The sequence below is a fragment of the Deefgea tanakiae genome, from assembly GCF_019665765.1.
GTDB lineage: Bacteria > Pseudomonadota > Gammaproteobacteria > Burkholderiales > Chitinibacteraceae > Deefgea > Deefgea tanakiae.
In genome coordinates, this window is record NZ_CP081150.1 from 3,128,238 (window position 1) to 3,139,823 (window position 11,586).

Annotated in this window: 12 protein-coding genes and 1 pseudogene; 6 read left to right on the top strand and 7 right to left on the bottom strand. The window is 47.8% G+C overall.

The features are described from left to right. Positions 1–6: 6 nt before the first annotated feature. Positions 7–864, bottom strand: coding sequence for an SDH family Clp fold serine proteinase (locus tag K4H28_RS14560; protein ID WP_221005867.1), 858 nt, complete (start codon positions 862–864; stop codon positions 7–9). A 428-nt stretch (positions 865–1,292) separates the two neighbouring features. Here K4H28_RS14560 and K4H28_RS14565 point away from each other — a divergent pair, with 428 nt between their 5' ends. After that, positions 1,293–2,078 (top strand): DUF6710 family protein, encoded by a 786-nt coding sequence (locus K4H28_RS14565; RefSeq protein ID WP_221005868.1) that lies wholly within the window; start codon positions 1,293–1,295, stop codon positions 2,076–2,078. 86 nt (positions 2,079–2,164) lie between these two features. Here K4H28_RS14565 and K4H28_RS14570 read toward each other — a convergent pair whose 3' ends face one another. From K4H28_RS14570 to K4H28_RS14580, 3 genes are all read right to left on the bottom strand, one after another. Beyond that, positions 2,165–2,797, bottom strand: coding sequence for a LysE family translocator (locus K4H28_RS14570; protein ID WP_221005869.1), 633 nt, complete (start codon positions 2,795–2,797; stop codon positions 2,165–2,167). A gap of 74 nt (positions 2,798–2,871) precedes the next feature. After that, positions 2,872–3,675, bottom strand: a complete 804-nt coding sequence (locus K4H28_RS14575) for a helix-turn-helix transcriptional regulator (RefSeq protein ID WP_221005870.1) — start codon at positions 3,673–3,675, stop codon at positions 2,872–2,874. A 278-nt stretch (positions 3,676–3,953) separates the two neighbouring features. After that, positions 3,954–4,373 carry a hypothetical protein gene (locus tag K4H28_RS14580; RefSeq protein WP_221005871.1) on the bottom strand — a complete coding sequence of 140 codons (420 nt, stop codon included), beginning with the start codon at positions 4,371–4,373 and terminating at the stop codon, positions 3,954–3,956. 245 nt (positions 4,374–4,618) lie between these two features. Between K4H28_RS14580 and K4H28_RS14585 the strand changes: the two genes are divergently transcribed. Further along, positions 4,619–5,290, top strand: a complete 672-nt coding sequence (locus K4H28_RS14585; protein WP_221008067.1) for a thermonuclease family protein — start codon at positions 4,619–4,621, stop codon at positions 5,288–5,290. Between the two features lie 66 nt (positions 5,291–5,356). Here the strand turns inward: K4H28_RS14585 and K4H28_RS14590 are convergent, their stop codons facing one another. Next, positions 5,357–6,637 carry a hypothetical protein gene (locus K4H28_RS14590; protein ID WP_221005872.1) on the bottom strand — a complete coding sequence of 427 codons (1,281 nt, stop codon included), beginning with the start codon at positions 6,635–6,637 and terminating at the stop codon, positions 5,357–5,359. Between the two features lie 217 nt (positions 6,638–6,854). Continuing rightward, positions 6,855–7,700 (bottom strand): annotated as a pseudogene (locus K4H28_RS14595) (YifB family Mg chelatase-like AAA ATPase); the annotation flags it as partial. A gap of 57 nt (positions 7,701–7,757) precedes the next feature. Between K4H28_RS14595 and K4H28_RS14600 the strand changes: the two are divergent. The 4 genes from K4H28_RS14600 to K4H28_RS14615 are packed head-to-tail and all read left to right on the top strand — an operon-like array spanning position 7,758 to position 10,912. Next, positions 7,758–8,753, top strand: a complete 996-nt coding sequence (locus K4H28_RS14600) for a sensor histidine kinase (protein ID WP_221005874.1) — start codon at positions 7,758–7,760, stop codon at positions 8,751–8,753. A gap of 2 nt (positions 8,754–8,755) precedes the next feature. Continuing rightward, complete coding sequence (locus K4H28_RS14605) at positions 8,756–9,523, top strand: LytR/AlgR family response regulator transcription factor (protein ID WP_221005875.1); 768 nt, start codon at positions 8,756–8,758, stop codon at positions 9,521–9,523. Continuing rightward, a complete protein-coding gene (locus tag K4H28_RS14610; protein WP_255573551.1) occupies positions 9,513–9,923 on the top strand; it encodes a DUF2721 domain-containing protein in 411 nt (136 codons plus the stop codon). The genes K4H28_RS14605 and K4H28_RS14610 overlap by 11 nt, the downstream gene beginning before the upstream one ends. A 14-nt stretch (positions 9,924–9,937) precedes the next feature. Next, the gene (locus K4H28_RS14615; protein ID WP_221005876.1) at positions 9,938–10,912 is read left to right on the top strand and encodes a M14 family metallopeptidase; all 975 of its coding nucleotides are present in this window, start codon (positions 9,938–9,940) and stop codon (positions 10,910–10,912) included. A gap of 133 nt (positions 10,913–11,045) precedes the next feature. Here K4H28_RS14615 and K4H28_RS14620 read toward each other — a convergent pair whose 3' ends face one another. Further along, complete coding sequence (locus K4H28_RS14620; protein WP_221005877.1) at positions 11,046–11,546, bottom strand: phosphatase domain-containing putative toxin; 501 nt, start codon at positions 11,544–11,546, stop codon at positions 11,046–11,048. Between the last annotated feature and the right edge of the window lie 40 nt (positions 11,547–11,586).

The window sequence follows — 11,586 nt, forward strand, 5'->3', positions numbered from 1 at the left end:
CGCACCTCATTTTCCTGTGTTGTCCATAAAAATTGACCAGTTTTTTTGCGCCATGCAATCCGCAATCAAATCATGATACGCGTTTATCGCACTTCGAACATCGTCTTTTTCACTGTAATCAACAATCTCAAGTCGAAGCCTATTACGTAGAACGTCTATCCCAAGTCGTCTTCCATGTGAGTGCCAAATTTTGTTATCACCGAGTTGCGCAGCAATTTCATGCGCCCGAAGATTGCGTTGCTCTGGTGTAACCGGTTCACCAGAAGAGGCGTGCGTTGACCAGTTTTTGAATTTGTATTTCACCAACCATTCTTCTAGCAAAGAAACCGACAAATCCCGTGCTTGCTCGTATCGACGCAGAAGTGCCATATCTTGACTTTGAGCGATGGCAAATTCAACCCCAGTCAGAGTATTATTAGCTGCTTTTTGCAGAATTTCTTCATACTTATCTAAATATCCAAGAGCAGGAACCCAGTGGCCTTCCTTTGATTGTACTTGTGGATCAATAGGACCAAGAGCTGATGAATAGTCCATATAGATTGCGTCACCGGACATGCAGAAAATTGTGCCTGCTGACATAGCCATGTTTGGCACAATAAACACCACTTCGCTATAAAAGTGACGAACCATCACAACCATTTGCTCCACTGTCTCGACGCTACCACCAGGTGTATTCAAGACAATCGCAAGTTTTTTTTGCTCGGTGTTTGCTGCATGGGTAGCTTCAAGAGTGCTACGAAACCAATTTAAATAATCGGGACGAATGTCTGCATAGTAGGCCAGGACAGAGCAATTGAATTGCTTTTCAATTTCCTCTCTTCGATAGCGCAAAACGCCTGTAATAACATTATCTAAATCGTTCATAACACCTCAGTTGTTTTACTGACAAACTACAAACAACTACTATGCCAAATGGCGTCAGTTAAAACAAAACTCTTGGTGATATCGTTGGTCAAATTGAACAGCATCCGTCTAAGTGAGTAATAACCGATGTCATCAAAAAGCTCATTGCAAATTAATGTCATACGGCAATGGCCGATATTTGGAAACTGTGGGTATTAAAATTAGGGCGCACTACTTCGTCATAACGACGCTATTCCAAATCTAACCAGTCACTGCACCTTTAGCTAAACACAAATCTGCGGCAACATGTTTTGCAAAATTATTTAGAATAGCTTGCCAGTCAATCTGGGTACCAACTATCAGAGATACCATATGTGTCAATGCGTGTGATCATGTGTTTGTAAAAAAATCCATGACATCTTTTCAATCAATCAAAAGCAATGAGTTGTATGGCAGGCAAGATAAAATCTAAAAAGAAAAAGCGGGTAAGTGCTTTAGCTAAGGCCGCTTGTACTTTAATTCAGCAACGAAACGAGCCGTCGCGGCTCCCCTTACCAGATTTGCCAACTGATATGGCCCTATCGCCAGCCGATCAATGGACATCACTACTATGGGCTATTGATGCGGCAGAATCATTCGGTGCAGATGGACTTCGCGGATTAACACTGAGCTTGGCTCGCATCGTTCAAGGTGAGGGCCTTAAAGCTTTCCTGTTTGATGTGCGTCGTGGTGCGAAATCGAGCCTAAACCCGGAAACATTGCTTTGGGATCGTGATTTAGCGGTCAATTCCGCTGGCGATTCATTGGGTAGTCTCCGAGATCAGCCTTTGAAAACATCAAAAGTAAAAATTCGGGATTCTGCATTCTTCGCCCCTGTGTGGGAGCGTTGGCGATTAATACGGGCATTAGCGTATTTAGGGCGCGGTTTGCGATGGGGGGCTTGGTCTCAAGAAGATAATCATCGTGGTGTGGCTTGGCTTCCCTGGCCCCTAGTGTGGATAACAAATGGTAATCACAGTTCAATGTCTGCCTTGATGCGTGGGGCCGGGGCATTCAAGTGCTATGCAACGTACGATCTCACTGCGATATTGCAGTCTGTTCGAACTGATGGAATTCATTGGTATAGAAACGATGATGGATCAATTCTTGGCCCAGTTCATTCAATGGCAATGGCTGGAATTTTCGTCATTGGCCAACGTCTAGGCTATGAAACCACGAACAATGATCAAGCCTGAAAGATGAAGAAAAATAACTGTGAGTTTTCAAATTATTTGCGACCAATTCAATGATGAGTTTTTACACTTTTAAATACAGATAGTCCTCAAGACAGAACCAAGCCATTCCAGCACATGCCCAAGCTGATGAGCCAAAGTACAATTGCACTTCCTTGATGTATGCCACCAACCCTGCTGCCGAATTTAGACATGATCCGGGGATGACCAGCACTCCAAGCCACAAAGCAGTCCCAAGCAAAGACGGCAAAAAACATCCAGATGCCACATATGGCTTGCCAAGCAACCGCGGTATTTCGCCCAATCAGTACAGTAAACAATGCAAGATAGAACAACGCATTCTTTGGATTGAGAATACCGGAAAGGAATCCTGCCAGCAGATGGTTTTTCATCAAGCTAGATATGTCTGCATCATTCGATTCCGGCAAACTCACGGTATGCCGCCTAGCGCGCCAGAAACACAACCCAAGCCATGCCAAGTAAATGCATCCGGACCAGTATAAAAGTCCGTAAAGAAAAGGCTGATCGCGAAGAAATGTAAAGCCCGCGATGGCGATGACGATGAAAACCCCGTTTGCAAGCGCAATGCCTACACTGGTGATCACGCCCGCTCTTCTGCCATGGAGCAGTGAGTTTCGTACGACGATAAAGAAATCCGGCCCAGGGCTCAGCAGCGCCAGAAAATGCGCCCCAATAATCACGAATAACTGCTGCCAGCTCATACTCAACCCCTATTCACTTGGAAAGTGACTCAGTATTCAGCGTTGCAACATCTAAATATTGAAAAAAAGTGCGGTTATGAGCCTTGCCGCATCAGGTATTGGCGTGGGGTGACTGCGACACGTTGTTTAAAAGCATGATGAAAATGGCTTTGGTCCGCGAAGCCTAAAATTTGAGCCACGTCTGCAAGTGCGCAACCCGTTCGGAGTAAATTTCGCGCCTGGTTGATCCGGCAATCAAGCAGATAGGCATGGGGCGTCATGCCTGTATACGCATGAAATGCACGTATAAAATGATATCGGCTGAGGCCAACGATATCAGCCAGCACTGCGACTGGCCAATCGCGGGCATATTGTTCGCTCAGGAGCAATTGGATAGTACGTAGCCAGCCTGGTGGTTTTATTTCAGGGGTGTAGGTACTGCTGGCAAAAATTTGACCAATTAATTCAATCAGTACGCTTTCCTTATAATTCACCGCATATGGTTGGAAAAGCATAGCCGTAAATGCGGTCACCGCGCGGTAACAGCCAAGATCCCGTATCCGAGTCGGATGATGGCGCTTCAAACCTAGTACCCCCATTTCCAACTCAACCAGAACGCTTTGTACCCAATGGTCATCCAAATACAGCATTTGATAGCTCCAAGCACTGTCTGTGTCCGGATTGCACGAATGGACCTGATGGGGCTGGATAACAACTACATCGCCAGCTGCCAGCCGAATTGGTTCCGATCGTTCATATGAAAATGTTGAATACCCAGCGTCAACCACACCAATCGACCATGTGGGATGGGTATGTGGGCGGTAACAAGCCCTGCTTTTTTGTGCTCTGCGCACCTCGACAAAAGGTAATCCGGGTTCAGACCAGAAGATTTGGGACATTAGATCATCAACATGAAGCAATCATTAGAATCAGCCAATGCTATGAAATCTAAACCTCAGCAGCAACTAAGGCGTGAGCTGCTGTGCAACTTAAGGCTTAGGATTAAGCATTACCAAGTGATTCAAATCACAGGCTTTAGCTTCAGCCGCTCATAGTAAACCGACTAATCAGCGAACCTTATTGTCTGGGGGTAAATTGCTCTTTTTTTTGGTTTTATGCGGCCCGGCTATCGGTTTAAATTCTGAGGCTGAAAATAGGCTGCGCCAGCTCTGCCAATCTATGAATTCTCAGCTTTCTTCGCATACGCGGACTCCGATAGAACGTTGGCCAAATGCGCAATTACGTCAGGATGAATCGTAGCCAAACGATCTAAATTTCTACCCGCAGTCAGACCAATCGTTTGGCATGTATGTGAAGCGGAACTTAAAACGATCAACAGCCCTTGATACTCAGAATTACCTTCCAAACTCAGCAGGGCATCCCATGCATCTTTGCCACTGAGCCATTGAAAACAATTGAGCAACGACCAACCTGGTGAGACTTGCCTCGCAGCTGCATTCCATCCCCCGAGTGGCATAGGTGCATTTTGAACAAGCTGAACAACTAGCCGTGCAGCCCCCCTTAATTTTCTCTGATTAACCAGCAAAGTAACTTCTTTGCCTTGAATACTTTTCTTATTGAATGCCATTTTATTCACACCAAATATCCTGAATAATATCGAGAGGTAATTTTGAAAATAACGTAAGAAAATTGGAGTAAGCCCATGGTCAACGCCGCCAATGACAATGCTCTCACGGTCAAAGGCAATAGGTCGCATTTAATGTAAAAAATCGCAATTAATTTGAAAAGCACAATAACCAGCCGATATTTTGAACGAAGTGGCTTGGCCAACTGCCTCATGCCCAGTGGCTCACTTTAATTCTCGATAGGGATAAGAAAGCTATGCGTTTACTCATTCTGATTATATGTTTTTGCTGTGTGCCTGTTTTTGCCCAACAACAGCTCTCTGGTCAAGTCATTGGCGTCAGTGATGGGGATACCGCGACCATCCTTACTGCAGATCGCAAACCCGTCAAAATTCGTTTAGCCCAAATCGATGCTCCTGAAAAAGCGCAAGCATTTGGCGAACGCTCAAAACAATCGTTGTCCGATTTAATTTATGGAAAAAATGTCATTGTAGACGTTGAAACGACTGACAAATATGGACGTACTGTCGGAAAAATTATCGTGGCTGGTATTGATGCCAATTTAGAGCAAATCAAACGTGGTATGGCATGGTTCTACGTGCAATATGGCAAAGATGCAAAATATCGTGATGCAGAGTCCAAAGCCAAGTCGGCCAAATTAGGCCTGTGGTCCGAGGCTGCTCCAACACCACCTTGGGAATGGCGACATAGTGGCAAAGCAACGACTGCGAGTAATACAACACAACCAGTGCAAGCAAAACAGCCAATCAACACAACCTCAAGCTCTGCCAGTTTTAGCTGTGGTTCAAAGCGCTATTGCAAAGAAATGTCTTCCTGTGAAGAAGCTAAGTTTTATTTACAGCACTGTGGGGCTACAAGAATCGACGGGGATGGCGATGGCGTGCCGTGTGAGAAGCTTTGCAATTGAACTCAAAATGTCGAAATGGTGTTGGCTTTTGCTGCACGGTCAAAGTCGCCCTAGCGCTTACTGAAATTATGCTTCTTGGTCGGCTACCGCATGATTGCGATGTAGGTTCGCAATCACTGTGATCAATCGATTAATCGGTTCGGCTAGTCGTTTCGGCAATACACGGTGCTGAGTATATTCCATATGGGCGACCCAATGATGAGCGATCCACACATCCTCTTCAGGTCGTTCGTTGTCGACACCGTTGCAATATTTGTACCCAACGAGTGCATCGCAATGTGAAAGCAGAATGCGCGCCAGCGTCATGTGAAAACGATGAGCCTGAAGATCTGTTGGGCCTTTAGGGCGTGGCAGGGTCAATCTTAGGCATTGTTGATCGTTGAACTCACGCCAGTCTGGCCCAACGACCTGTCCCGCGCGTTCCAGCATTTTGCGTGCCTGCTCGTTTTTGCCATTGACCAAGGCAACAGCAACCGCATTTTTTGGATATTCCAGTTTTTCGGCGAGGAAGTTCAACCAGCGAACTAGCCTGCTTAGTGTGTCATTTTTAGCAAATACAAGGAACTGATGCCGTTGCTCTTTATCAAGAAATGCAGGCAATTGTGCATAAAGTGGGTACAGCAAGTCGTGTAGATAAATGTAGGTTTGTCGGCGTCCTTGCTCATGGCTTCGCGTAGTTGCGGTCAATACCCGCTGTGCCCATTCCGGCGTGAGTTCGGCTAGCGTCATCTCGGTGATATCGATTGAGATAAGTGGGAATCCGAGCGACTTTCCGATTAAAGCCTTACGTCCATCGAAGGCATGACCAAGTTCAATTTCAACGCCCCCCAGGACCATTGGCCCCGTCTGAATCGGCGGTCCGAGCACCGCAACATCGAGCCGGAATTTGCTACCAAATGGCGTCTCAAGTGGATACTCAGTGGTCACCTGATCAGCTCCTAGTAGCAGGTTGCCTTCAAGTGGATAGTCTGATGCATCCGCATCTTTGAATGCCCATGGCATTGCCAATCCTGCACTCAAGCGTCGTGAAAGTTCAGCTGCGACAAGTTCTTTTGCCCGACGATGTTCCGGACTTTCTTGCGCAATGCGTTGCCAACTGGCTTCCTCATTGTCAAAGTGAGCTTTGAGATTAAAGGCATGCAGGGAAGGAAGCGTTCGAAAATGAGCCCGCTGACGTAACTTTCCATCTTTAAATGAGGGGCTGACCCACGTCACCATCTGTCGTGGCATACCGGGTGACACCAATGGCCATAACTTGCGAGCATGTTCCCTGCTGCGGACGTCACGCGCAGTAATCTGGACTTGGAAAATCCCTTTCCGTGAAAAGACAACAATTGCTTCGTTCACTCGATACCTATCCCTTGTGGAGGACGACTTAATGCACTGTCTGAAATTGTTGAGCACAATGGCTTGTGGCCATGGGATCAAGAACGAGCGCAAGCGTGATGTCCTGCGTGGGAGATAGTTTACTTTAAAACCGGTATGCGCCTCCGGCAAGAAATTCTCAGTTATCGAAATTTCTCAATTAATTAAATCTTTTTCTCAATTATCAATACCTTCCCCAGCCACCACCGACCAAGGCCACGCTCGAAGCAGTATGATGTGGACTGCGAAAAGGGCGTTGCCCAAATTGGCGCGGATCAAGGCCATTTTGCCCCAAGGATTGCACCGCAGCGGCTTCGAGCGCTTCGTGCTCGAGTAGCGCTGGCAGCAGTCCGGGCAAGCGCTGCGCCAACATTGATTTTCCGGTGCCGGGCGGGCCGATTAGTAATAAGGAATGGTTGCCTGCGGCGGCGACTTCTAGTGCGCGACGGGCGGCGGTTTGACCTTTGACGTCCGCCAAATCAGGGTAGCTGGGCGCAGGGATTTCAGTCGGTGGCACGGCTGTAGCTAGGGACTCAATACCGTGCAAATGCTGGCAAACCTGCAAAATATGCTCGGCCGCCAAGACCGTGGCATCCAGAATCAGGGCAGCTTCGGCGCTGCTAGCCGTGCTGATGACCAAAGTACGCTTAGCATCTCGCGCGGCCATTGCCAAAGCCAAACCACCCCGTACCGGCCGCAATTGGCCAGTCAGACCTAATTCACCGGCAAATTCATATTCGTGTAAATGATCACAAGGTAATTGTCCGCTGGCGGCTAAAATACCGATGGCAATCGCCAAATCATAATGCCCAGTACCTTTGGGCAAGTCGGCAGGGGCCAAATTAACGGTGATACGGCGGTTGGGAAATTCAAATCCAGCCACTTGCAAAGCCGCCCGCACGCGTTCGCGAGATTCACGCACTTCGGTGTCGGCCAGCCCAACCAAATTGAACGCAGGTAGGCCATTGGCTAAATGTACTTCTACTGTAACGGATTGAGCACATAATCCATCAAGCGCCCTTGAATACAAAACGGCAAGCGACATAGGTCAATTCACGGTGCTATGCTAATTTATACAGTGTAAGCAGGAAATCAGAATTAAATGGAACAATCAACATCGTCAATGCCAAATTTTCGCAATCTCGGTGTTTTGCTACGCGCCTTGGTGCTGATTCATTTGGGCGTGTTGATCTATGTATTGGTCACGATCAATCATTGGGGCGAATGGAGCAATAAACTCACCGAGGCGAGCCTCTGGGTTGAACCGGTGTTGTTGATTTCTTTAGCGGGCTTGGCGCTGTTTAGCACCCCACTACAGCGGATTAATTATCGACATGCCATAACAGCAGTTTTAATTTGGGTGCTTTTGGTGTCGTGGGGAATTTCTGCTATCTTCGATAATATATTGCCGATGGAACAAAAAGGGATGCCGTTTCGATTCGAGCTGGTTTCGATGAGTGTGGCGCTTTTGCTACTGCTGCATTATCAATTATGGATACGCGCCTTATCACCGAGATTGGCCGAAGCACGACTCATTGCATTGCAAGCGCGAATTAGGCCACATTTTTTCTTTAATAGTTTGAATGCAGTGCTATCTTTAATACGCAGCCAACCCAAACTAGCAGAAAAACTACTCGAAAACTTATCTGATTTATTTCGGGTGGCGATGGGATCGGAGACGGGGCTTTCCACAATGGCGCGCGAAGTCGAATTAGCGCAAGGTTATTTGGAAATTGAAAAGGTACGTTTAGGCGAGCGGCTACATGTGGAATGGCATATTGATAAAATGCCCGCGCAAGCTTCAATCCCGCCGCTGATTTTGCAACCTTTACTCGAAAATGCGATTTACCACGGAATTGAACCGAATATTGAGCCCGGCACTATCCAGCTCAATGTATTCCGAGTGCGCGATGAAGTGCATATCGACATTCGAAATCCTTTGTTAAACCACATACCGCTCAGGCGCGGCAATGGCATGGCGCTAGACAATGTACGCGAACGTTTACTGCTTTATTATGATGCTGAAGCGAATGTCAGCATAAATTCAGGAAACGACTATTATCAAATACATATCACGCTACCCTATCGGGAGCTTTAACAATGAATACTGCGTTACGACTCTTTCTCGTTGATGATGAATTGCCCGCCCTGAATCGTCTGCAAGACATTCTGAGCGATTGCGCACAAGAGTGCCCCAATCAAGTCATCGGCACCGCCACCAATGGCATGAGCGCTTTGCCGCAAATTGCCGAGCACGATATTGATGTGGTGATTTTGGATATCCAAATGCCGCAAATGAGCGGCATCGAAATAGCCAAAAAGTTGATGAAATTAGCCAAACCGCCCGCCGTGATTTTCGCGACCGCATTTGAAGACTATGGTGTAGCCGCGTTTGATGTGCAGGCGGTGGATTATTTGCTCAAGCCTATCCGCCAAGATCGCCTGCTGACCGCACTCAAACGCGTTTTAGAGCTACGTAAGCCCACCAACACCACCGAAACGCCTAGGCAAGAAGGGGTACGCAGCCACTTTAGCGTGACCGAACGCGGCCGAATTCATCTGATTCCAACCAGCGAAGCGCGCTTTTTGAAGGCCGAACAAAAATACATCACACTACGTACACGGGATCGCGAGTATCTGCTGGAAGACTCGCTGACTAAACTTGAAGATGAATTTGGATCAAAGTTTGTGCGTATTCACCGCAATTGTTTAGTGTCTCGCGATAATATTGCAGGGTTCGAACGCGAAGTTCAAGACGGTGGCGAAGCGCATTGGGTCGTCGTTTTACGCGATGTGCCAGAACGATTGCCGGTCAGTCGTCGGCAACAGCACATCATCAAAGAATTTAAAAAAGGTCATGATGGATAATTTTAGTATTAACACCCCCTCACTACTTTTTCCTGCAATCTCCTTGCTGATGCTCGCCTACACCAATCGTTTTCTCACGATTTCTAGCATTATTCGCCAGTTGTACGAGCATCACAGTAATAATCCACACGACAATATCCTGCGACAACTCGGCAACCTGCGCCAACGCGTTTGGCTGATTCGCTATATGCAAGCTTTCGGTATCACCAGCCTGCTGCTGTGTATTGTGTCGATGATTTTGATCTCGATGAGCATGAGCACTTATGCGCAAGGATTATTCATCGCCAGCCTAGTGTTGATGACAGGCTCTTTGGTCTTGTGCCTGCTCGAAGTGATGGTCTCTGACTCTGCGCTGAAGATCTTGTTATCTGATATCGAAAAAGACCTCAAAAAGCCTTAAACCTAGGTGAGTCCATGCCCAACACAATCAACGCCTATCCCATCGGCACGCTCGGCCTCGCTTGGGGTTCAGAGGAGCGCGCCGCTTGGCTAGCGCAGCAAAAGATACAGCGCAGCTATCTTGCCGAAGTCATTTCGCCATTAACGACCCTACTCCTAGACAGAGATTCGCCGCTGCCCGATGCGGCAGAGCTGGTTGAATACGGTGTGCTGGATTATCAGGCTCAGGGTTTTGCACAATATCCGCTGTATGCAGTGCGTAGCCGCAACTGGCAAGTCGATCGCCCCACAGTACTTGTGACAGGCGGTGTGCATGGTTACGAAACCAGTGGTGTGCAAGGTGCGCTGCAATTTATTGCGCAGCACTTTGCCCAATACAGCGCGCAAGTCAATTTACTGGTGCTGCCCTGTATTAGCCCGTGGGGGTATGAAACGATCAATCGTTGGAACCCAAACGCGATTGATCCAAATCGCTCTTTTGTTGCAGACAGCGCTTCAGCAGAAGCTGCCACAGCACTGGCTTTTGTGCATGCGCAAGCAGAGAAAGTACGGGTGCATATCGACCTACACGAAACGACGGATACCGATAACAGCGAATTTGGCCCCGCCAAAGCCGCCCGTGACGGCCTTGCGTTTGAATATCACGATATTCCTGATGGTTTTTACTTGGTTGGCGATACTGAAAACCCAGCCCCAGAATTTCAACAGGCTTTGATTGCCGCGGTGAGCAAAGTAACGCACATCGCCGAGGCGGATGCGGCGGGCTGTCTGATCGGAGAGCCACTTGAGCAGTTTGGCGTGATCAACTATGCCAAGAAAGCATTAGGATTATGTGGTGGTATGAGCAATGCCACTTTCGTCACCACCACCGAAGTCTATCCCGACAGCCCCAACGCCAGCCCAATTCAATGCAACCAAGCGCAGGTGGTAACAGTGTGCGCTGCGATTGATTTTTCGCTGCGGAACTCCAACACAGAGAGAGCGACTTAATTCAGCCGCCCAATCAAAAACATAAGTATTGTGATCAAGCCCATATAAAAATTAGTCTTGATTACAATACCCAGGATAAAAAAATCAAACTTCAATATTGACCACACATCAACATCTAGATCAAACCAATGGATTAAACGCGAGCGGCCGCTTCGCTTAGAAATTCTAAATGCGCAGGGATTTGCAGTGCTTTTGGACGAATTTCTTGCACTTGTTCGATGACGGTTGGTAGTGGCTCGCCGCGGTTAATCAAGAGCATCGCCACCATCAAACCAGTACGGCCAGAGCCCCCCTTGCAATGCACAGCAATCGTGCCGCCATCAGCTAAGATCTGTAGTACTTCTGCTGAGTGTGCCACCCATGCGCAGGCAAACCCAGCAGCAGGCGCAGCATCGTCTTCCACGGGAAAATGAAACCATGCTAAGTCATGCGCTTGGCACACGGCAGGCAATGAGGCTGCCCCGTTGGCTTGCAATTCTTCATTTGGCATTAAGGTCACAATCGCACTAGCACCAGCCGCTTTGAGTTGCGCGACCGAGGCATCTAAATCTGCGGCCTTAGTCCCTGGGCAAGGGGTGAACAAAATCTGGCCACCATCAGGCAATTCCAGCGAGTCAAAAGGATGCAGGTTCATATGCGGTCTCGTATGAATAAACTAGATGACGATTTTACGA

Coding starts and splice junctions, on each gene's coding strand:
- K4H28_RS14560 (WP_221005867.1), bottom strand. CDS start 864: ATGAACGATTTAGATAATGTTATTACAGGCGTTTTGCGCTATCGAAGA.
- K4H28_RS14565 (WP_221005868.1), top strand. CDS start 1,293: ATGGCAGGCAAGATAAAATCTAAAAAGAAAAAGCGGGTAAGTGCTTTA.
- K4H28_RS14570 (WP_221005869.1), bottom strand. CDS start 2,797: ATGAGCTGGCAGCAGTTATTCGTGATTATTGGGGCGCATTTTCTGGCG.
- K4H28_RS14575 (WP_221005870.1), bottom strand. CDS start 3,675: ATGTCCCAAATCTTCTGGTCTGAACCCGGATTACCTTTTGTCGAGGTG.
- K4H28_RS14585 (WP_221008067.1), top strand. CDS start 4,619: ATGCGTTTACTCATTCTGATTATATGTTTTTGCTGTGTGCCTGTTTTT.
- K4H28_RS14600 (WP_221005874.1), top strand. CDS start 7,758: ATGGAACAATCAACATCGTCAATGCCAAATTTTCGCAATCTCGGTGTT.
- K4H28_RS14605 (WP_221005875.1), top strand. CDS start 8,756: ATGAATACTGCGTTACGACTCTTTCTCGTTGATGATGAATTGCCCGCC.
- K4H28_RS14610 (WP_255573551.1), top strand. CDS start 9,513: ATGATGGATAATTTTAGTATTAACACCCCCTCACTACTTTTTCCTGCA.
- K4H28_RS14615 (WP_221005876.1), top strand. CDS start 9,938: ATGCCCAACACAATCAACGCCTATCCCATCGGCACGCTCGGCCTCGCT.
- K4H28_RS14620 (WP_221005877.1), bottom strand. CDS start 11,546: ATGAACCTGCATCCTTTTGACTCGCTGGAATTGCCTGATGGTGGCCAG.